At 47.6% G+C, this 19,152-nt stretch carries 23 protein-coding genes; 15 read left to right on the top strand and 8 right to left on the bottom strand.

Annotated elements, in window-relative coordinates; all coding sequences use genetic code 11:
- The first annotated feature begins 146 nt into the window (after positions 1 to 146).
- The 5 genes from ACHZBS_RS22795 to ACHZBS_RS22775 are packed head-to-tail and all read left to right on the top strand — an operon-like array spanning position 147 to position 3,995.
- The gene (locus tag ACHZBS_RS22795; protein ID WP_319408791.1) at positions 147 to 1,217 is read left to right on the top strand and encodes a BRO family protein; all 1,071 of its coding nucleotides are present in this window, start codon (positions 147 to 149) and stop codon (positions 1,215 to 1,217) included.
- Positions 1,214 to 2,584 (top strand): primase-helicase zinc-binding domain-containing protein, encoded by a 1,371-nt coding sequence (locus ACHZBS_RS22790; protein WP_319408790.1) that lies wholly within the window; start codon positions 1,214 to 1,216, stop codon positions 2,582 to 2,584. Before ACHZBS_RS22795 ends, ACHZBS_RS22790 begins: the two co-directional genes overlap by 4 nt.
- Entirely contained in the window at positions 2,581 to 3,024 is a 444-nt protein-coding gene (locus ACHZBS_RS22785; RefSeq protein WP_319408789.1) for a hypothetical protein, read from the top strand. The genes ACHZBS_RS22790 and ACHZBS_RS22785 overlap by 4 nt, the downstream gene beginning before the upstream one ends.
- Before the next feature lie 9 nt (positions 3,025 to 3,033).
- Complete coding sequence (locus tag ACHZBS_RS22780) at positions 3,034 to 3,804, top strand: hypothetical protein (RefSeq protein ID WP_319408788.1); 771 nt, start codon at positions 3,034 to 3,036, stop codon at positions 3,802 to 3,804.
- A complete protein-coding gene (locus tag ACHZBS_RS22775; protein WP_319408787.1) occupies positions 3,804 to 3,995 on the top strand; it encodes a hypothetical protein in 192 nt (63 codons plus the stop codon). Before ACHZBS_RS22780 ends, ACHZBS_RS22775 begins: the two co-directional genes overlap by 1 nt.
- A 119-nt stretch (positions 3,996 to 4,114) precedes the next feature.
- On the opposite strand, the gene ACHZBS_RS22770 is transcribed toward ACHZBS_RS22775, so the two are convergent.
- Both ACHZBS_RS22770 and ACHZBS_RS22765 read right to left on the bottom strand, forming a co-directional pair.
- A complete protein-coding gene (locus ACHZBS_RS22770) occupies positions 4,115 to 4,414 on the bottom strand; it encodes a hypothetical protein (RefSeq protein WP_319408786.1) in 300 nt (99 codons plus the stop codon).
- Positions 4,415 to 4,711, bottom strand: coding sequence for a hypothetical protein (locus ACHZBS_RS22765; RefSeq protein WP_319408785.1), 297 nt, complete (start codon positions 4,709 to 4,711; stop codon positions 4,415 to 4,417).
- 201 nt (positions 4,712 to 4,912) lie between these two features.
- Between ACHZBS_RS22765 and ACHZBS_RS22760 the strand changes: the two genes are divergently transcribed.
- From ACHZBS_RS22760 to ACHZBS_RS22745, 4 genes are all read left to right on the top strand, one after another.
- Positions 4,913 to 5,116 carry a hypothetical protein gene (locus ACHZBS_RS22760; protein WP_319408784.1) on the top strand — a complete coding sequence of 68 codons (204 nt, stop codon included), beginning with the start codon at positions 4,913 to 4,915 and terminating at the stop codon, positions 5,114 to 5,116.
- On the top strand, positions 5,113 to 7,050 hold the full coding sequence (locus ACHZBS_RS22755) for a terminase gpA endonuclease subunit (protein WP_319408783.1): 1,938 nt from the start codon (positions 5,113 to 5,115) through the stop codon (positions 7,048 to 7,050). The genes ACHZBS_RS22760 and ACHZBS_RS22755 overlap by 4 nt, the downstream gene beginning before the upstream one ends.
- An 84-nt stretch (positions 7,051 to 7,134) precedes the next feature.
- Positions 7,135 to 7,335 (top strand): hypothetical protein, encoded by a 201-nt coding sequence (locus ACHZBS_RS22750; protein ID WP_319408782.1) that lies wholly within the window; start codon positions 7,135 to 7,137, stop codon positions 7,333 to 7,335.
- A gap of 300 nt (positions 7,336 to 7,635) precedes the next feature.
- Complete coding sequence (locus ACHZBS_RS22745) at positions 7,636 to 8,775, top strand: site-specific integrase (protein ID WP_319408781.1); 1,140 nt, start codon at positions 7,636 to 7,638, stop codon at positions 8,773 to 8,775.
- Positions 8,776 to 9,059: 284 nt separating this feature from the next.
- Here ACHZBS_RS22745 and ACHZBS_RS22740 read toward each other — a convergent pair whose 3' ends face one another.
- Entirely contained in the window at positions 9,060 to 9,242 is a 183-nt protein-coding gene (locus ACHZBS_RS22740) for a DUF4186 family protein (protein ID WP_394708019.1), read from the bottom strand.
- Between the two features lie 87 nt (positions 9,243 to 9,329).
- On the opposite strand from ACHZBS_RS22740, the gene ACHZBS_RS22735 reads away from it, so the two are divergent.
- On the top strand, positions 9,330 to 9,815 hold the full coding sequence (locus tag ACHZBS_RS22735; RefSeq protein WP_319408780.1) for a hypothetical protein: 486 nt from the start codon (positions 9,330 to 9,332) through the stop codon (positions 9,813 to 9,815).
- A gap of 71 nt (positions 9,816 to 9,886) precedes the next feature.
- On the opposite strand, the gene ACHZBS_RS22730 is transcribed toward ACHZBS_RS22735, so the two are convergent.
- Both ACHZBS_RS22730 and ACHZBS_RS22725 read right to left on the bottom strand, forming a co-directional pair.
- Positions 9,887 to 10,039, bottom strand: a complete 153-nt coding sequence (locus ACHZBS_RS22730; protein WP_394708052.1) for a DUF4186 family protein — start codon at positions 10,037 to 10,039, stop codon at positions 9,887 to 9,889.
- 321 nt (positions 10,040 to 10,360) lie between these two features.
- Positions 10,361 to 10,966, bottom strand: coding sequence for a hypothetical protein (locus ACHZBS_RS22725; protein WP_319408779.1), 606 nt, complete (start codon positions 10,964 to 10,966; stop codon positions 10,361 to 10,363).
- A gap of 210 nt (positions 10,967 to 11,176) precedes the next feature.
- Between ACHZBS_RS22725 and ACHZBS_RS22720 the strand changes: the two genes are divergently transcribed.
- From ACHZBS_RS22720 to ACHZBS_RS22705, 4 genes are all read left to right on the top strand, one after another.
- Positions 11,177 to 11,905 carry a hypothetical protein gene (locus tag ACHZBS_RS22720; RefSeq protein ID WP_319408778.1) on the top strand — a complete coding sequence of 243 codons (729 nt, stop codon included), beginning with the start codon at positions 11,177 to 11,179 and terminating at the stop codon, positions 11,903 to 11,905.
- A gap of 452 nt (positions 11,906 to 12,357) precedes the next feature.
- Entirely contained in the window at positions 12,358 to 13,257 is a 900-nt protein-coding gene (locus ACHZBS_RS22715; RefSeq protein ID WP_319408777.1) for an NERD domain-containing protein, read from the top strand.
- A 38-nt stretch (positions 13,258 to 13,295) separates the two neighbouring features.
- Positions 13,296 to 13,784 (top strand): thermonuclease family protein, encoded by a 489-nt coding sequence (locus tag ACHZBS_RS22710; RefSeq protein WP_319408776.1) that lies wholly within the window; start codon positions 13,296 to 13,298, stop codon positions 13,782 to 13,784.
- Between the two features lie 850 nt (positions 13,785 to 14,634).
- Positions 14,635 to 16,785 (top strand): IS630 family transposase, encoded by a 2,151-nt coding sequence (locus ACHZBS_RS22705; protein ID WP_319408775.1) that lies wholly within the window; start codon positions 14,635 to 14,637, stop codon positions 16,783 to 16,785.
- Between the two features lie 173 nt (positions 16,786 to 16,958).
- Here ACHZBS_RS22705 and ACHZBS_RS22700 read toward each other — a convergent pair whose 3' ends face one another.
- The 3 genes from ACHZBS_RS22700 to ACHZBS_RS22690 form a co-directional block, all read right to left on the bottom strand.
- Positions 16,959 to 17,099, bottom strand: a complete 141-nt coding sequence (locus ACHZBS_RS22700; protein WP_394708051.1) for a DUF4186 family protein — start codon at positions 17,097 to 17,099, stop codon at positions 16,959 to 16,961.
- A gap of 46 nt (positions 17,100 to 17,145) precedes the next feature.
- Entirely contained in the window at positions 17,146 to 17,430 is a 285-nt protein-coding gene (locus ACHZBS_RS22695; RefSeq protein WP_319408774.1) for a hypothetical protein, read from the bottom strand.
- Between the two features lie 285 nt (positions 17,431 to 17,715).
- On the bottom strand, positions 17,716 to 18,078 hold the full coding sequence (locus ACHZBS_RS22690) for a hypothetical protein (RefSeq protein WP_319408773.1): 363 nt from the start codon (positions 18,076 to 18,078) through the stop codon (positions 17,716 to 17,718).
- Between the two features lie 403 nt (positions 18,079 to 18,481).
- On the opposite strand from ACHZBS_RS22690, the gene ACHZBS_RS22685 reads away from it, so the two are divergent.
- Positions 18,482 to 19,111: an SGNH/GDSL hydrolase family protein gene (locus ACHZBS_RS22685; RefSeq protein WP_319408772.1), complete on the top strand. Its 630-nt coding sequence runs from the start codon at positions 18,482 to 18,484 to the stop codon at positions 19,109 to 19,111.
- Positions 19,112 to 19,152: the final 41 nt, after the last annotated feature.

The raw sequence follows: 19,152 nt of genomic DNA, 5'->3' as shown, positions 1-19,152 counted from the left end.
ATTTATTCCGGCGATAAAGGGGAGTTCGTCCGGAGAAAAAAATAAAGGTATTTAAAACAGCCCTTTGGAGCTCCGGACGGAGAAAAATCACTGGGTAGTAAAATTCCGCTCGGTCCGGAGCCCCGACAACAACAGGAGGTGTTTCCATGGATCTGATCAGGTATGGCTACAACGGCAGGCTTTTGACAATCCTCCAGGATAACAAGGGAAATCCGTGGTGGGTGGCCAATGAGGTCTGCGATTTACTGGATCTGGGCAACCCGCGATCCAGCCTGACATTACTGGATGGCGATGAAAAGGGTGTCCATAATATGGACACCCCCGGGGGCAGGCAGGATGTCACGATCATCAACGAGCCCGGCCTGTACTCCCTGATCTTCAAATCCCGCAAGCCCGAGGCCAAAACGTTCAAGCGCTGGGTCACTCATGAAGTGCTGCCATCGATCCGCAAGACCGGCGCCTACCATCACTGTGATCCGGAAGAAGCACCGAGTCCTCACCGAAAAAAAGGACATCATGAGGATACTGCTGATGGCTATGGTGACATCCTCAAGGAGCAGCGCCAGCTGCACCAGCTCTTCGAGCATGCCTATAAAATAGCCAAACGCATGACATCTTCTGGCAGGGAGGCCTCGCTCATGGCCCAGGCCAAGGTGGAGGAACTCACCGGCATCAACCTGGCTGAAAGCTACCGCCTGCCGCCGGGCATGAAAGCGCAGACCGAGACCGACAGGGAAACCGTCGATGCGTTTGTGCATGATTGCTGCCTGGTCGGCGACGGGTACCAGGTGCCGGCCACCGAACTCTACCAGGCCTTCCGGAACTGGTTCGACCACAACCGGTCCGGAGAGGTTCCCTCCCGGAACTGGTTCGGCAGAAGAATGGGGCTGCGGTTCAGACGCAAGAAGGCCGGCACCTTCATTCGGAAAACACGGCCCATCATTTATCGTGGCGTCGACCTGAAAAGAACCATCACGGACGATGGCTATGTCCGGGACTTTATCGACGAGTGCTGCTCACTGGGAGAGGAATTCAAGACAGCCCTACATGTGATTTACGAGCGTTTCAGCGATTTTTACCTCAAACACACCGGCGAGGTTCCGCTGCCGGTCGACCGGTTCGCCGGGGTGTTGTCCCGATACTTTTCGATCGATCCGGATGAGGAAAACATTCTGGCCGGCATCGGCCTGCTCTCGGCTGCGCCGGCGCAAGCATGAGCGTCATCCTTGACGATCTCAACGCCCGGGGGCTGGGTCCCGTGCGCGTGTCCGGCACCCACGGCGGGGAGTACCACAGCCCCTGCCCCCAGTGCGGCGGCCGGGACCGGTTCCACGTCTGGCCGGACCAGGGCGAAGCCGGGACCTGGTGGTGCCGCGGCTGCGATCGCGGCGGCGATGCCATCCAGTACCTGGTGGAGTTCTGCGGCCGCACGTTCAAAGAGGCGGCCGCGGCCACCGGACGGGACCTGGACAACCTGCCCCTTTCGCCGTCGACGCCCAGGCAGCGGCGGAAGCCGCCGTTCGTGCCCACCCGGTACCTGCCGCCGGAAGCGAAGTGGCAGGAGAAGGCCGGGGCCTTCGTGGACTGGGCGCATGGGCAGCTGCTCGAGTGTCCGGAGCAACTGGCTTACCTGGCCGGCCGGGGCATACCCGAAGCGGCGGCCGTGCGGTACCGGATCGGCTACAATCCCGGCGAGAACGGCAAGCCTGCGATCTTCAGGGCCCGCAGCGCCTGGGGGTTGCCCGACGAGCGAAAGGACGGCCGGCCGCGGCCGCTGTGGATCCCGCGCGGGATCGTCATCCCGCTGGTCGTCGGCGGGGCGGTCCACCGCATCCGGATCCGGCGGGAGAAGGCCGACCTCACTCCCGAGTTCAACCTGCCCTACTTCATGCTGCCCGGATCCAGTGCGGCCACCCTGGTCACGGGTGACGATGCCCGGGCGTTCGTGGTGGTCGAGGCCGAGCTGGACGCCGTGGCCTGCGCTGCTGCCGTCGGCGATATCTGCAGTGCGGCCGCCCTGGGATCCAGTTCCACCAAACCCGACGAAGCGGCCGCGGCGGTGATGGACAAGTCCCTGTGTATCCTCAACGCCCTGGACTTTGATGACGCCGGACGGAAAGCCTGTGCCTGGTGGCGGCAGGAGTTCCCCCGGGTCAAGCGCTGGCCGGTGCCCGAGGGCAAGGATCCGGGAGAGGCGGTCGCTGCCGGCGTCAACCTGCGGGCCTGGATCCTGGCCGGCCTGCCGCCGGTGTTCCGCATGGCCGGGTTGCCTGTTTTGGACGGTGATCCGGGGGAAGCCGGAGACCGGGAGGAAGCAGCTGTCGAAGACACACCGGAGATCCCCGAAAACGTCCGGCAGGTGGCCGGGTGGTTCGGTCAATACCCCCTGCGCATCGTCAAGGACGGCAGAGGCGTCCGCCTGCAGGAGGACCGGGCCTGGGCCGCATCCAACCCGGAGATCTCCCGCCGGGTCAACCTGGCGGTGTTCCTGGATCCCGTGGTGTTCGACTACGTCATGAACCACCCGGCCCGGGTGGTGGACGGAAACAATTTCCTGAACTGCAATTGTGAGGCGATTCAATGAAACTATCCGTGCACGGCAGCCGGACCTTAAACGACGAACGAGTTAAAATTCTTCTCATGGAAGAGATTGAAACGTACGGGATCACCGAGATCGTCACCCATGCCGAGCCCGAGGGCGTGTGCAAGGTGGCCCGGGACCTGTGCAAGGAAAAGGCGATCCCGCTCAAGCTGCATTTTCTCAACTTCAAGTACCTGCGCGGAGCGTTCGAACACCGGTCCCTGGACGTGCTCAACGACGGGGACCGGGCGATCTTCATCCATGACGGCAGAAGCAAGGGGACGGCCAACGAGCTCATTCTCGCGAAGAAGATGAACGTTCCCTACACGTTCCATGAGCTGGAGAAAACCGAATACAAAAGCAGTGTGGGTTTTGAAATAACGCAGGACTGGGGAGCGGAGCTTGCGCCCCTCGAACTGCCCGAAATCCCGAAACTGGTTTAGGAATAGTAGATGAACATCGACCGCAACCGGATCGACACGCTTTTAAAGACCGTCGGCGACAGCGACAAGGCGAGATTGACGACCCTGTACAACGCCACGGTGTCCACCCTCAGGGCCTACAACCAGGAGAGCACGGCATCGAAGCTGCGCGACTGGCAGGCCTCGGAAAAGGCCCTGGCCGAGGCGGTGGCGGATGTCGAGGGGTCCGGTACCACCCTGCAGGACAGGGATGCAACCGTCGGCACCATTGCCGATGTGGCCCGGTGGCTGCGGGTCGAGGGGTATTGTGCCCCCGGCCGGGATGAGCCGGTTAAAAAATCCAAGGTGTACCAGGACCGGCGTTCCGGGCTGCTGTCGTTTGCCGACAAGAAGGCCATCACCATGACCGAGGTGATGGCCTATGTGGCCCGGGCGCAGCTGATGCAGTCCGGATTCAACCGCGCGGACGAAGCTGAAGATCTCAACATCCAGAAGCTGCGCCACGAAACGCGCAAGGCCAAGGAGGATGCGGACCGCAAGGAATTCGAAAACGCCAGGGACCGGGGGTTGTATCGCAAGATCGATGAAGTCGAGCTGCACACCGCCATGAAGATCGCAACCCTGGAAGCCGGCTTGAAGCATGCGGTGCGGACCAACGCGGGCGACTGGATCGCCTCGATCGAAAAGGCCCGGAACAAACCGCAGGCATTATGTGATCAGGTTTACCCGGTGATCGACGAGCTGCTGGACGAGTTCGGCCGCATGGACGAGATCGGTGTGGTCGTGAAAAGGAGGGACTGATGGAAATGCTGCAGGCGATGCGGGCGTGTTCTCCCGGCGGATATGTCGCACGGCGGGCCTACCCGAACCGGAAGTACTACAAGGACAGGAACGGAATCTTCCCGGAGGCGGCCCGGGTCGACCATATTGACTTCATTTCGACCGACTGGGAACACCATTTACCGAGTTATCAGAAGCAGGACCGTCGTTAATCCACAGGGGTTCGAACCCTGTATAATTTAAAAAGGCAGAGTATCATCAAACCTGCCAACCGTTCTTTGAAAATTTGTATTGGTAACTACGCTTTTAGCGAGGGCGGTTTTTTCCATGATTACTTGAAATCAACGTAGGTACTTCCTTTGTGTTGAGAAACAGAAAGCACAGGTTTGGCTTGACATCCCTCACACCAAAAATGGATCAACAGACCATGCCTTCTTTCACTCGGATTTCCAAACAAGTTGGTATCTGTTGTGGAAATGCCATCTTCTATTTCTATATGAAGTCCTTTTTCTGCATCTTCTTCACGTTCAAAGATTTCAATCTTATCATGGTGGAGGAAATGATTACCGCACGAGGGGCATTTTAATTCACCACCCATTCCTTCTTCGTAAGATTCGAATTGTAGCTTCATTTATAAATCCTTAGCTAAAAATGCATTAAGAGCTTCTACACAGTGGCCAATTCTAGCACCAGAGCAGTTTTTTCTAAAACCCCAGCATTGCTCGCAGACATTACCATGACGACTGTTTTCTCCTTGAAAATTAATAGTCTCCGTCAACCTATCTTGTGCAACACCCTGGGCAGCTGTAATAGGCTCACCTGTTGTTGAATTAAACTTAAGGCCGTAACTACTCACATGTGCATAGGCCTGAGCAAAAGTCTTTGTCGTGGGAAAAGTGTTTCCCCTACCTCCGTTTGGATGCGGCATCTGTTTTCCTTAATTTGTTTAATTGGTAGCCATCAAATTTAAGGTAAATTTACCCTGATATTATTATATCGACGGGAAAATCAGGCAAATCCATTCGCCGTCCTCTTAAATCATCATAATTGACTAAGCCAATACAATTTTTCAGCGAAAATCAAGGCATTTCATCATTAATGACAACGTTTGTAATTACGGTGACCAAAAATGTTTGAGACAATGGGTTGGATAGCCTGCCTGGCCATGGCAATGGTGGCTCTGTACCAGTACCTAAAGGCCGAGCATGCGCTATTGCTCGAGCACAGGCTGGTAACGGTCTCGGGTGACGGGCTTGCCCCACACCTCGAAAAAGCGATGCTTGAAGTATTCGAGGAGATACGACGCAAAACCGCTGAGAAAAAATCTTCATGATCGATTTCTTCAACAGCCCGGTGCCGATCGGCACCCGGTGGCTGACCGAGGAGCAGCTCGAGCAGCTGGGCGGCGGTGTTTCCTCCGTGCGGTTCTCGAGGGCGGAGCGGCGGGTGCTGAAGAAGAAAAAGGCCATCCGGCCGTCGGTCTGGGCCGAGCGCCACCGGCACCTGCCCAAGGATGCCGCGGTGCCCGGGCGCTGGAAGAATTCCACCGTGCCCTATGCCGCCGGCATCCTGGATGCCAGCTTCTTCCCGTCGGTCCAGGAGATTGTCGTATGTGCGGCGCCGCAGACGGCCAAGTCGGAGATCAACTACACCTGCCTGGGCTATGCGGTGGACCGCAGGCCGGGCAACGCCCTGGTGGTCATGCCCGACGAAAACACCGCCCGGGAGAACAGCAGCGACCGGATCAGGCCCATGTTCGAGGACAGTCCCCGGCTGCGCTCCTACCTCACCGGGTACGCCGACGACCTGTCCTCCAACAAGATCAAGCTGCAGAACGCCATCATCTACATGGCCTGGGCCAACAGTGCGGCCAGGCTGGCCAACAAGCCTCTGCCCTACGTGGTCCTGGACGAGGAGGACAAGTATCCGGAGACGGCCACCAAAAAGGAAGCCAGCCCCACGGACCTGGCCAAGAAAAGAACGCGGACGTTCGCCCACATGCGCAAGATCTGGCGGACCAGTTCGCCCTCGGTGGAGACCGGTCCCATCTGGCGGGCCCTGACCGCCGAGTGCCAGCTGGTGTTTGACTACTGGGTATGCTGTCCCCGCTGCGGCGGTTACCAGAAAATGACCTTCGAGAACATCCGCTGGCCGGAGGACCTGCGCGATCCCCTGCGAATGAAAGCCGAGCAGTCGGCCTGGTACGAATGCGTCCACTGTTCATCCAAGTGGGATGACGCCGACCGGGACCTGGCGGTTCGCGCGGGAGAGTGGCGCGACCGGGGCAAGGGCCGGTCCCTTAATACAGCTTTGAATTCGATCCGGCCGGTGACCATCGGGTTCCACATCCCCTCATGGCTGAGCCCGTTCGTCAAGCTGTGGGAGGTTGCCCATGCCTTCCTGGAAGGCCTGGGCAACCGCAACAAGATGAAGGACTTCCGCAACGGCCATGCGGCCGAGCCGTGGCTGACGGTGGCGGTGGAGCGTAGCGAGGACCGCATCCTGGCCCTGGCCGACGACCGGCCGCGCGGTGTTGTTCCCTCCGGCGGCAGGGTGGCCTGCCTGCTGGCCGGATGCGACACCCAGGACGACGGCCTGTACTACGAGATCCGGGCCTTCGGCTACGGGATGGAACGTTCCTCGTGGTGCATCCGGGAAGGCAAGGTGCCGACGTTCGAGGCCCTGGCCCAGGTGTTATGGGATCACCAGTACAAGGATATCGATGGCAAGGTGCATCCGGTCCGGCTCGCCCTCCTGGACGCCATGGGGCACCGCACCAGCGAGGTCTATGATTTCTGCCGGATGCACCGGGGCAGGATCCTGCCCACCATGGGCAAGCAGACCATGGCCACCCCCTATGCCTATTCCAACCGGGAATATTATCCGGGATCGAAGAAACCGATCCCGGGCGGGATCAAGCTGGTAAGGTTCGACACCAACTATTTCAAGAACCAGCTGGCCGGGATCCTGGAGATCGCCCCCGGGGATCCGGGATGCTGGCACTACCACAGGGAATTAACCCAGGACTGGGCCCGGCAGATGACCGTGGAGGGGATCAACGACAAGGGCGTATGGGAGAACCCGCAGGAACGGCCGAACCATGCCTGGGACTGCGCGGCGCTGTTATTGCTGGCCCATGAGGTGCTGGGGATTTCGTTCTGGCGGAAAAAGGATTCGCAGAAAAAGGCATTGGACCGGCCGGCACCGGAAGAACCGCCCGAATCCCGTCGCATCGTCTACGAGCGTCCCCGATGGCTGAACCGATGAGTCAAGCGCTATGAAAAAGGCGGCCCGGAATGCAAGGATCGCCTTCCCCCAGGCCGCATCAACTGAACGTCAAGGTGGATCAAGATGATAGCCAGCTCCAATAAAATTCTGATCGGCAAGCAGGCGATCATGGATTATCTGCAGATGACTGAAATTACGGTCATGAAATTCATCAGGCGTGGGCTGCCGGTGCGCGTCATCGACAATCGCTATTATGCCCATACCGACAACCTGGATCGATATTTTCAGGATTTGACATCGAAGAAAACCGAGGCAGATAAATAGTTCTCTTTGGTTATCTGGTGATTCGTCATCGCACACTTGGATCAGAACAGACTGCGGCACGACACATGGTGCCGGAAACGTGCAAAAACCCTATAATCCATAGCCAATTAACCTAAATCATGACCGCATTGGATCTAACCGAAATTTACGGCCGTGCCATCGAACCCATCGAACTGGCGGCATTTCTCAAGCTTGACCGGCGCACGGTGATCAAGTATGCAGATCGGTGGGGTGGAGTCGAGGTTTCACCCGGTAGATGGCGGTTCTTTGAAAAACTGGTAATGCAAAGGATGATAGAAAATGCCAAGCCTAATCAAAGTCCGCAACGGCAGTCAAGTGTACCGGGCAACAGTCATGGTGAAGGGCACCCGCAAGGACAAGCTCTTTTCGGACAGTTCAAAGGACAGCTTTCGGGCCGCAGCCGAGTGGGAAAGGGATACCAAAAAGGAACTGCAAGAACAGATCGTCATACCGGCAATACCCACGGTATCTCTTTCGATTGATACCTGGTTGCAGGAATACCTGGACGATGCCAAGCTAAGATACGTCAAAAAGACCTACCAGGAAAAGAAAGGCGCCTTCGATCGCATGGCTAAACAGCCAGAAATCCAGGCTGACACACCTGTTGAGAACCTGACTGTAAAAATTTGCAGGGAATTCTTGGCAAAACAATTCAAGGACCGGTCAGGCTATGCCGCCAATAAGGACCGCAAGAATTTGTCAACTGCCTGGAAATGGGGCCGCGCCAATTTCCCTGATTGGCCCCTGAGCAAAAATCCCTTTCAACAGATTTCCAAGTTTCCCGAAACCCGACAGGCTCGATACGTACCGCCTGAAGATGATTTCTGGAAAGTTTATGATGTTTCGAATGGCCAGGACCGGGTAATGTTGCTGGCATTGCTGCACCTGGCTGCCCGTAAAAGTGAGGTTTTCCGCCTAACGATCCACGATCTGGATTTCAAGAACAGCCAGATCCGTCTGCGCACACGTAAGCGCCTGGGCGGCCACCTGGAAGAAAACTGGATCCCGATGACATCCCGCCTGAAAACGGCCCTGGTGGAATGGATAAAAAAGCGCATGGCCATCTCAGGTATCGACCGCCAGCATGTATTCATCTGTCTGGACGACAAACCGTTTTGTAATCCCTATTACGGTCAACCGTTCAAGCAGCGCCGCCACCTGATGGCAAGACTGTGCAAGGCCGCCAAGGTCCAGCATTTCGGATTTCATGCCATAAGGCACCTTACGGCTTCCACACTCTACCAGGCTGGTGAGCCTGTGGCTGTAATCCAGGACATTCTGCGGCACAAAAGCCCAAACACCACAGAGAGATATCTACACCGCATGTTCGGCAATGATCGCAGTCGTGAAGCCCTGGAAAGACTCAACGGACCTGCCGAAGTTATAACCATCACAAATAAAAAAGCAGTCTCAGATTAGCTGTCTCCAACCCGTTTTGTATTCTCGTTTTGTATTCACCCCATGGCACCAAAAACAAAAAGACCGCTTACGAGGATCGGATCCTCGCAAACGGCCAGTACATAGGGAATAACATATATTTTAAAAGTGGCGTCCCCAAGGGGATTCGAACCCCTGTCGCCGGCGTGAAAGGCCGAGCGAGCGCGTATTCCGCCTGATTTTATTACCTTTTTTAACCGTTAAAATCCGTTTAAGGGAACAAAAAGCCGTCAAAAAAGCCGTCAAGTCCCCTATCCTACAGTCTATTAAATCTGGTCCCCAATCCACCCCATAACCAATTCCACCACAAACCCAATCTCATCCTCTGTGAGCAGCCGCACTTTTTCAATCCCGTGCCATTTCCACAGACATCCCCGGCGCAGGTCGCGGTCGCATGCTGGGCAATGGATACAGGATGTCCTGTGATAGTGAATATATATTAAATGCATTCGAAATTGCAAAATTAAGTATTTGATAAATAACGCCGATAACAGATTTATGGTAAATTCTATTAGGATAATAAAAAGGGGATAAGCATGTCGAAAATTAAAAAGTTACATAAACCAAAGCTCCAGGTATCATTACAGGAAATGGAAGAAAAGGAAATTGATGAGCTATTCAATGATGCGATCAATTATTTCAATATCGGAGATACTGATTTTATGTACACATCATTGCATATGTTCCACACGGTTATTGAAAAGAACCCAGATTATATAGCAAAACATAATAAAAAATACTCGTATTTATCGGATGGAGATAATGCTTACTATTATTTAGGAATTTTGTATCAACAAAATATGGATGATTTGGATTCTGCGATTAATTTTTTTTCAAAATCAGTTGAATTAAGTCCTGATGATTATGATTCTCTATTTTTGCGAGGAGTGTGCTGGTCAGACAAGAATGAACATGGGAAAGCATTAGATGATTTCAAAATGGCAAAAAAATTGGGCGGAAATGATGTTAATTATGATGTTGATTCGGCAATCGAAGAATCGGAAAAGAGGTTAAAATCATAATAAAATTGGTTAGCAGATAAGAATTTTGCAATTATCTCGGTGAGGTCAATTTATTATAATTGGGCACCACTTCAGCAAACACCCTTGCAGCAGGTCGCGGTCGCATGCTGTGCAATGAATACCGGATGCCCTGACATCGGCGTCTGCTTGCCATCATTTTTGGAGGAGGCCGGCGCCAATTTAGCCGTGGTGAAATCAAAGGCGTGAATGCGGATAGTGTCGATGCCCTTGTTCTGAATGTATTGACGGTCCTTATCCGTTAATTTAAAGCTGTAACGGAATATTTATTTATTGAGGGCGGTGAGCACTGTGATGATTCCGTCTCTGATATCATTTGTTGATGATTGAATTTCTGTAATTAATCAGGACCATAATAATGTCCTTCCAATAAACTTTTTGGAACTCTAATTGATCAAATAAATGCGAGCTAAATTATATCTTTTGGTATTTCTTTACGAATTTTTTCTATAATTTAATTTTTTTATTTTCGTATCTGCCTTTCTAATATTTCTTCACTGTTCTGTATCATAAATTTTTTCAAAACATTAATAATATGAAATATAATCGTCTTTATTTGGATAACAAAATTTGTCTGGCAAATAATCATTCAATTCTAACAATTGAAGTTCTTTAATAACAATTTTTCTTGTTATGAGATTGTTTTGCATATCATTCATCGATTTATAATAGTTTATAATTTTGTTATGTAACTCTTCAAGTTGACGAACCCCCATTGTTAATACATTCTTGTTAAGTTTGACACCTCTATATCTCTTTTGGCTACAGTTAATAACATTTATAGGGTTTTTATAAAGATTGCTGTCGCTGCATAAGAACCAGGTGTGTGTGTTATTACTTAATGGCCATGTGTTGACTGCCTTTTGCCAATAGATATCCATATTACCGCTTATTTTCCTTTGATTTTTATCGATATTATTTTTCATTGCTTTTTTCACCCAATCAAATATACCATCTCCATCACAAAGAGGACACTTAATAGAAATGACGTACATGCTCCAATCTAATTCATGTAAAGGATATTTCGCTTTTAATAGAATTAGATTATATACTATAATTTCTGACATCCAAAATCTATATCGTATTTTTCCTTGGCCATTGCATTTTGGGCATTTTTCTATGGACAGCGTCATTCTACCCTCCCTGACGAAAGTTACATTATTTCAGGTCATTTGAAATATCGGTTAATTATTCGTGAACTTAAAAGATTTTCAGCTGAAATGAAATTAGGCTGTATGTAAAAATAAATCCATATAGTTGAAATCATTTTACAATTTTCCACTAATGAATTTTTCTTCATTACCGATATAAGAATAAACCCACATTTCTTATGGAGGCGATATATGCGAATCAATATTTTTAACTTTGAAAAGGATTGGAATCTTGTCGAACCACACCTCAATGATCCTGACGTAGTGGAACTTCTTAATCAAGGTATGCTCCGATTTTCGCTGCGTGATGACAAGTGGAATCATTTGCCATTGTGGGATACAGAGAACGAACATGGTCCGTGGGAATATACAAAGTTTGATACACATGATACATACGCATTTGAAAAGCAGACGGAAGATCCTGAATACAATGTATTGATTGATAAGTACTATGAAATTTTGACTGATATGGGTATAGATCTTGAGGAGGATGTATCACTTGAAGAATTTTTAGAACCTGTTGAAGATGATGAAGATGAGAAAATTAGAGAAATTTCTAAAAAATTTGATAATGAAATAAGATCTATTTATGATAAATATGTACCAAAAAAGAATTCATATAGATGGTATCAATGTTTTGGTGCCGCGGATTATCTACGCGATTGGAGTAAAAAGTTAGCCGAAAAAACATTTCCCAATTATGATTGGAAAACTTATAGAAAATACGAATTGAAAACGGTACCAGGCCATGATTATAAAATTGATACAGGATGTACTACAACGATTGGAAAGAGTGGAAATGAAAATTTTCTAATTTTTGATATTATGCTTTTTGATAACTCTTCGATTGAGGAAATTTTGGAATCCGTTGGATTAAACAAAAAAATTCTTCAAAATGAACATGAAAACGTTGAAAATTAGGTAAATAAACGATTAACTTAAAATGATTGGACAATAAAAAAGGGCAAGACCCCGATCGGCAGAGTCTTGCCTTAAAGGGAGAAGCGAGAGGCAGTTCAGATCAGCGTTTTGCTGGTAATCCCGGAGGTCGTTTAGGAGCCAGCAAAGCATCAACTCAGGTCAATGGGGTATTGTTTCTCTTCGCTGGTTATTGAAAGAGCAGGTTCTGTGCCGAAAAATTGAAAGTCAGAAATCAACATTATTTTAGACACCTATAACTTCTACCCGCAAAACTTTGTGTTCGTTTGTGTGTCATTTTTTATAACCCACATTGCCAGATTTTGTCACAATTTCCAGCCATTCACAAAATATACTTCCTAACCGTCTTACATTACACAATATATAGTTTATGTCATTGGTTTATTTGTTGCATCTCCCCAAATTGAAAGTGAATTTTAACAATGGAGGGTGATATGGGGCCTATGGTTGTTTTCAATGCATTCTTACCAGTAATGATGATTTCCATACTCGGCGTTGCCTTCATATACTTTCTGAAATCGCCCTGGTTCAAGGGTTTCGCTGGAGAGATGCTGGTACACATCTCCGCAAAGATCCACCTGAACAAAGATAAATATAACGTCCTGAGAAATGTCACCCTTCCCACCGCCGACGGAACCACTCAGATTGATCACATCATCGTCTCGGAATACGGCGTTTTTGTCATCGAGACTAAAAACATGAAGGGATGGATCTTTGGCGGCGCCCGTCAGAAAACGTGGACCCAGAAGATATTCAAGCATACGAAGAAATTTCAGAATCCCCTCCATCAGAATTACAAACACGTAGAGACCCTGAAATCATTGTTGGAACTGAATGACCAGCAAATATTCTCCATTGTCGTTTTTGTAGGCAGCAGCACTTTCAAAACTGAAATGCCTGAAAATGTCATCAATGGTCCTGGTCTTATCAAATATATCAAATCCAAAGACGAGCATGCGTTACTCAATGCCGATGTTCAGATGATTCTTTCAAAAATTGAAGCAGTGCGCCTAGTGTCATCGAGGAAAACGACCAAGGCACATATAGAGCACATTAAGCAAATTGTTGAGGAAAAGCAGAACAGTGATTCCTGCCCAAAATGCGGGAGTCCTATGGTCATCCGTGAATCAAAGAATGGTGCGAAAAGTGGTGAAAAGTTTCTCGGATGTTCAAGATTTCCTAAATGTAGAGGAACGGCAGCGATTTCATCGAATGAAAATGGATGGGATCAGGAATTTGAACACGCGCCTGCATTCACGGATTCATGGGAAAATAGATCGTGGCGTTTTGATGATACCAAATCGACATTTAAAGACCGTGCATTTCCGGAATGACGTTTAAAAATTCTTCATAATTTTTAAAGGACATCGAAATGTTAAAAGCTACCCGCCTATTCATCGCCTTGTTTATCCTTTCCCTTACCGCCATAGGCTACGCGGATGATGTGATCGTTGGAAAAGTGGTTGGCGTTGCAGATGGCGATACCATAACCGTTCTACAAGACCGCACTCAATACAAAATCCGATTGTATGGCATCGATACGCCCGAGAGCCACCAGGACTTTGGAAACAGGGCCAAACAATTTACCTCTGATCTGGTATTCGGCAAGCAGGTCCGCGTCGTCAAAAAGGATATCGATCGCTATGGTCGTATTGTCGGGATGGTCTACGTGGGAGATGTTTGTGTGAATGAATCGCTGGTTGAAAGTGGTATGGCCTGGGTATATCGAAAATATTGCATGATGGAGATCTGCGAGAGCTGGTTTGATTTGGAATCAATGGCCATAGATGGGGATATAGGTCTATGGTCGCATCCAAATCCTGTTGCGCCGTGGGAGTTTCGTAAGAAAAAACGTTCCTAATCCATATATTCCTGCCATGACCGGAGAATAAATATACGATACTACAGGAGGTCGGAACTATTCTTATGACCGGACCATTTGGGCAAGTCGTCTTTTATGTCGACAACCCGCAGGCTGTAAAAAATGTGGCAGGTTGGTTTGAATGAAGCCGGGACTTTGGAGACATTCCCAAAGTCGCAAAGGGACGGAAACGCGAGCCACATCCGGCGTCCCTCGTCTGCGATCGGCGTTCCACAGCGGCCGCAGAGCTCTAACTTTGCACGACGGGACCCGCGCTCATACCTTGCGTTCACTGTTGAAGAATCTCAGGTAATCAATCCCTGCCGTTATTCTGACATCCCGCTTATTATGAATAGTAGCTGCCCACTACATGGGGGCACCTTGCAGTTTCTGATACACCAAACAATGGCAGATTTTGGCCTCCACGGGATCCGCGCACACACCTCGTATTGAACCGCCCCGCAAAGACTACGGGTACGGGGTTGGGTATAAAATTCTTTTCCTCAACAGACGCATAATTCGATCCGAATCCGTTATGAAGTTTCAAAGTTTTTTTAATCGCATTGTGGTTGAACTTGCCTACCAGACGCCTAAACCCAGGTGCAACATGACTAATGGCCGACATAGGGGTGTTTCTTTTGAAGTGGTTTTTGGAAAAATAGCAGCTAACCAACTGACATGTAAGATTAACAAACTAAGCAATTAAAAAGGCTTTAAAGTGCCTTTACTTACTCCATTTTTTCGATGGTTTTCTTTGTTTTATGTCATTTTGCCTATCAAATTCTTGGTTCCACAGGCACTTTGGACATATTATGAATGACCATAACCTCTAATTTCCGAGGAGGTTGCCATGACGAACCTCTTTAATGAGTCTCAGGAAAAAAGGCAGCTTTCGTACCCTGAACTCCATGAGTTGGAAGGCTGTGCCGAATTTCAAAGAATCAAGGCCCAAAACCGCTATTTACTCATCAAGGAATATCAGCAACTCCTTGATAAAGAATCGCAAAGGCATGGAGCCAGGTTTCGCAAAGTGCCTTTCCTAAAGAAATTTTGCCAAGATAATGGAGTCAACTGGAAAACATTCTATTCCTATTTAAGGAACTATAAAAAAAACGGAGTTTTTTCTCTGGCACCAAAATCTGGACATTGGAAAGGCAATGGCTTTTTCGATAATATCGACATCGAATCAATAAGATTATACATAGATCCAAACAGGGGGTACGCATATAATTACCGGATACTTTCTACTGTTTTCAGGCGTGACGGAGCTCATTTTCCAGGTTACAGCAGCTTCAGGCGTGCAGCCATTTCCCATCGCTGGATCCAGCCTCGTGCCAAGGGCGTTGATGGTGCCACTATAGAAAAAGAAGTTAACGGTATTCAAAAACATAAGCGCAATCCAAATCTGCGCCCGGAGATACCGCCTCCCTGCGAAATCAATATACCGGAATGGTTCAGGGTGATTAATAAAAAGGCCTTCAATTTGGCCTTTTACAATTACGCCACGGTATATCCTTTCCTTGATCCAAGTCTTAAGTTGAAGAAAAAAAAGCAACTCATCGAAGAAATTACAAGTCGCACCCACCATCCGTTACCTGGAGTATCGCTTAATATTACACAATCTACACTTTACCATCGAATTGCCGGGGTAAAAAAACATGGTTTCGAATACCTGATTCCAAAGAGATCCATTCTAAGAACCCGTAAATATGGAAACAAAATTGCTGCAAAGATAGAAATCGATCTTAACAACCCATTATCCTGGTTGACAGAAATCAAAGCCATCCTTAATTCCATTGGTCCACTCTATCCTCTGAAGCAAAGATCGGCGCTACAATTCATTGACTACATGATCTCCCTTTATAAAATACCGAAAACTAAATCAGTAAAATTTTACCCTAAACTAACTGATGACGAAGTCAGGATATTGGAAAATGCCAAAAGCGGTACACATAGGCTTGAGCGAGAAAAAGCAACCTCACTTCTTATGGCGAATAACGGCAATTCGATGCTCGAAATTTGCACTGTCGTAAATCGGCCGTCAAAAACTATTTATGGCTGGCTTCGAAAATATCGGGAAAAAGGTATCTCCATAATAGCGACCAAAAAGGATTTCAGCAGAAGTCATCCCGAATTAAAGAAACGAACAGGTAGGATTGTTAAAATAATCCATCATCAACCAAAGGACTACGACATCAACCGAACATCCTGGCGACTTGATGACATCGCAAAAGTCTATGAGAGTATATACGGTAAAAAACTTCATCGAAGTTCGGTACTAAGGGCGATAAAAGAGACCGATTACACTTGGAAAAGAGCCAGGTACGTACTGATGTGCAATGATCCAAAATATAAGATTAAGGTTAAAAAAGTCCTCGAAACACTAAGAAACATGGGACCTGGGGAGGCCTTTTTCTTTGTCGATGAAGCCGGCCCGTGGCAGGTAAAAAAATATGGTGGGACAAGTCTCACCGAAAAGGGCACCGTCAAAATAGTCCCCCAGATCCAGAAGCCCAAAGGTCGGGTGACTTTCATTGGCGCATTGGATGCTCTAAAAAATCAAGTGATCTTTTTCTTCAGAAAATCGAAAGACACCGAGACCGTTAAGCGGTTGATACTCATCCTTTATTATAAATACCATGGTTGCTCAAAATTGCATATCACGTGGGACTGTGCGTCCTGGCATAGATCGAAGGAACTGAAAAATTTTATTGAAAGTCTGAACAGTCGGAAAACCGGTCCTGAGATCAATTCACTTCTATTACCCAAAAGGTGTCAATACTTAAACGTCATCGAGTCAGTCTTTAGCGGGCTGAAAAAGGCAGTAATTTTCAACAGTGATTATGGATCGGAATGTGAAATGAAAACCGCAATATCTAAGCATTTTTATGAAAGAAATCGATATTTCAAGGAGAATCCCAAACGGGTTGGAAAAAAAATATGGAATCCAGAATATTTCAATATTGACGATTTTGAGAGTGGATTACATAAAAAAATCTAACTTCCAACAAGGAGTATTTCAACGGCGAGATAGTTGATAGTGAAAGGAGTCACGACAATATCCACTTTGGGTGGTAGTAGCCGTGATACAATTTCTATTATGAACCAAAAATCGGGCAGGTTTTTTGCGTTCTTAATTTTATGCTCAAAACAAGTCTCAAACTAACATGCAACTTACACCACCACAAACCCAATTTCATCACATGTCAGCGGCCGTCCTTTTTCAATCCGGTGCCATTTCCACAGACACCCCCGGCAGCAAGTTGCGGTCGCATGCTGGGTAATGAATACTGAGCCAGTAATTAAACGTGACAAGAACCAAACGATAAATGCAAATGTAATAAACAACAGTAAATTAGTATCACTTTTCTTCCTTATTTTCTGGCCATTCGCTTTCAGGCCATATAATAGGTGGCTTCGATTCTTTCTCTTTTGGCAATGGATGATAAGCCCTTCTCAACCCTGCATAAAAAATATCAGTACACATTTCAGCATCCATAAAAGCATCACAGTTCTTGCAATCCAAAATTAGTGGATCACTACAATGATTATCGAAGTTGAAGCATACACCCATTTCGGCTACTTTAATAAGCCAATACTTGAAATCAGCAAAGTCCGATGGTGCTTCATCTAATAAACTCATCATAGAATCTCCATCATAAAATTTTTGGCAACGAAGGCACCGTCTTTATCCCTGTCTTCTTCACAGTATTCTGTGCAAGATTGTGGGTCGCTACCGTGGATCGACACCCTATGAATATTTAACGAAAGAATTGTGCCACGTGGCGAGGCGATAGCCGCCTATGGCGACTTTATATTGAGATATCCGGATGGAATTTGGTACCTGTCGGTTTTTTTGGTGCTATGAATTTTATTATTTTCTATATTTTATAATTCACAGAATTTCATCTACGAGAAACTTATCAAGCTTTCAAAAGATTTTTTTGTTGTCGAGAGGTTCCCACACGAAATACTTTTCAAACTTTAGAATATTAGTTTCCATTGACTCGTTAAAGTTGATAACGTTGTCTGGAATATCGGCAATTTTTCTTTTAACGAACCACCAACCTTTAACTTCAGGAAGTGTTCCCTTCCACTCAGGTGGTATATTTTTCATATAAACAATAGCGCTCTTATGCCAACCATTCCATTTCGGTTCTACATATATTAAGCCAGGATCATCAAAACCGCAGCATAGTTTTATATGAGGTTCTCTTCCCCAAAACCACCATACGGAAAAAAGGAATAGAAGATAAAACACAAGGATAAAATAATCACTTTTTGACCATCGCATAATGCGCACCTTATTAAAATAGTTTGTTGTTTATTTATGTATCAGTGTTGATAAATGTAAAAATTTTCTGTGATATCATTTATAATAGGTACCTCCATTTTTTGTGTATCTGCATATTATGGTGAAAGGTGTGTAGGCTTGAGTTTTTAGAAAGTGGGAGACACCTTTATTGATTGTAGTCGTTAAATTACTACATAATCACAGATTGAGACCACCCTTCGATTTGACTTCCTCCCAAATGTTGCACTTACAATTTCATAACCTACCTCTATTTCCTTTATTTTTGTAGTTTTTAAAACCCTTTTTTCAGGTAGATATTCTGTTTGGCACAGATCTTTCCTCTATTTGTAGGTAAAGGCAGAAATACATGCCATAACCCATTCACCCAAAGGAGGTCAACACTATGAGCCACGTTGTTTTACTTGGTGATTCAATATTTGATAACGCAAGCTATGTCCCAGGAAAGCCAGCTGTGATCGATCAACTCAGACACCAGTTAGGCAATTCCTGGCAAGCCACATTGTTGGCCATAGATGGGAACGTATCCAGAGATGTCCAGTACCAGACGAAAGATTTGCCAGAGGATGCCTCACATCTGATCGTAAGTTGTGGAGGTAATGACGCCCTCCAGACCAGCAGCATACTCTACGAGCCAGCCGATTCCGTTGCTGAAGCTCTGTCCATGCTTACTGATGCCAGATTAGAGTTTCAATCCCAGTATAACCAGATGCTGAAGCACGTAATGGCACTCAAACTGCCAACTGCTGTTTGTACTATCTATGACTCGATACCAGATTTGGAGCCAATAGCGGTAACAGCCCTATCTATATTCAATGACGTAATCATCAGAGAAGCTATATCAGTAGGGTTTACAATAATCGATCTACGGCTCACGTGTAATGATGCCAGAGACTATTCACCATTATCTCCAATTGAGCCATCAGCGGTTGGCGGACAGAAAATCGTTAACGCAATTTGCCAACTGTTAAGGAACCATGATTTTGGTCAGAACCATAGCGCTGTGTATTTTTAGATTAAACAGGGACATTTAAACTAATATTCATGGATCACTAA

This window comes from uncultured Desulfosarcina sp. (assembly GCF_963664155.2).
Classification (GTDB): domain Bacteria; phylum Desulfobacterota; class Desulfobacteria; order Desulfobacterales; family Desulfosarcinaceae; genus Desulfosarcina.
Note: the sequence above shows the minus strand (reverse complement) of the source record. Positions and strands in the feature narration are given on the sequence as shown.

What these genes read in the sequence shown, in the direction of transcription:
- ACHZBS_RS22795 (WP_319408791.1), top strand. Translation starts at nt 147, where the DNA reads ATGGATCTGATCAGGTATGGCTACAACGGCAGGCTTTTGACAATCCTC.
- ACHZBS_RS22790 (WP_319408790.1), top strand. Translation starts at nt 1,214, where the DNA reads ATGAGCGTCATCCTTGACGATCTCAACGCCCGGGGGCTGGGTCCCGTG.
- ACHZBS_RS22785 (WP_319408789.1), top strand. Translation starts at nt 2,581, where the DNA reads ATGAAACTATCCGTGCACGGCAGCCGGACCTTAAACGACGAACGAGTT.
- ACHZBS_RS22780 (WP_319408788.1), top strand. Translation starts at nt 3,034, where the DNA reads ATGAACATCGACCGCAACCGGATCGACACGCTTTTAAAGACCGTCGGC.
- ACHZBS_RS22775 (WP_319408787.1), top strand. Translation starts at nt 3,804, where the DNA reads ATGGAAATGCTGCAGGCGATGCGGGCGTGTTCTCCCGGCGGATATGTC.
- ACHZBS_RS22770 (WP_319408786.1), bottom strand. Translation starts at nt 4,414, where the DNA reads ATGAAGCTACAATTCGAATCTTACGAAGAAGGAATGGGTGGTGAATTA.
- ACHZBS_RS22765 (WP_319408785.1), bottom strand. Translation starts at nt 4,711, where the DNA reads ATGCCGCATCCAAACGGAGGTAGGGGAAACACTTTTCCCACGACAAAG.
- ACHZBS_RS22760 (WP_319408784.1), top strand. Translation starts at nt 4,913, where the DNA reads ATGTTTGAGACAATGGGTTGGATAGCCTGCCTGGCCATGGCAATGGTG.
- ACHZBS_RS22755 (WP_319408783.1), top strand. Translation starts at nt 5,113, where the DNA reads ATGATCGATTTCTTCAACAGCCCGGTGCCGATCGGCACCCGGTGGCTG.
- ACHZBS_RS22750 (WP_319408782.1), top strand. Translation starts at nt 7,135, where the DNA reads ATGATAGCCAGCTCCAATAAAATTCTGATCGGCAAGCAGGCGATCATG.
- ACHZBS_RS22745 (WP_319408781.1), top strand. Translation starts at nt 7,636, where the DNA reads ATGCCAAGCCTAATCAAAGTCCGCAACGGCAGTCAAGTGTACCGGGCA.
- ACHZBS_RS22740 (WP_394708019.1), bottom strand. Translation starts at nt 9,242, where the DNA reads ATGCATTTAATATATATTCACTATCACAGGACATCCTGTATCCATTGC.
- ACHZBS_RS22735 (WP_319408780.1), top strand. Translation starts at nt 9,330, where the DNA reads ATGTCGAAAATTAAAAAGTTACATAAACCAAAGCTCCAGGTATCATTA.
- ACHZBS_RS22725 (WP_319408779.1), bottom strand. Translation starts at nt 10,966, where the DNA reads ATGACGCTGTCCATAGAAAAATGCCCAAAATGCAATGGCCAAGGAAAA.
- ACHZBS_RS22720 (WP_319408778.1), top strand. Translation starts at nt 11,177, where the DNA reads ATGCGAATCAATATTTTTAACTTTGAAAAGGATTGGAATCTTGTCGAA.
- ACHZBS_RS22715 (WP_319408777.1), top strand. Translation starts at nt 12,358, where the DNA reads ATGGGGCCTATGGTTGTTTTCAATGCATTCTTACCAGTAATGATGATT.
- ACHZBS_RS22710 (WP_319408776.1), top strand. Translation starts at nt 13,296, where the DNA reads ATGTTAAAAGCTACCCGCCTATTCATCGCCTTGTTTATCCTTTCCCTT.
- ACHZBS_RS22705 (WP_319408775.1), top strand. Translation starts at nt 14,635, where the DNA reads ATGACGAACCTCTTTAATGAGTCTCAGGAAAAAAGGCAGCTTTCGTAC.
- ACHZBS_RS22695 (WP_319408774.1), bottom strand. Translation starts at nt 17,430, where the DNA reads ATGATGAGTTTATTAGATGAAGCACCATCGGACTTTGCTGATTTCAAG.
- ACHZBS_RS22690 (WP_319408773.1), bottom strand. Translation starts at nt 18,078, where the DNA reads ATGCGATGGTCAAAAAGTGATTATTTTATCCTTGTGTTTTATCTTCTA.
- ACHZBS_RS22685 (WP_319408772.1), top strand. Translation starts at nt 18,482, where the DNA reads ATGAGCCACGTTGTTTTACTTGGTGATTCAATATTTGATAACGCAAGC.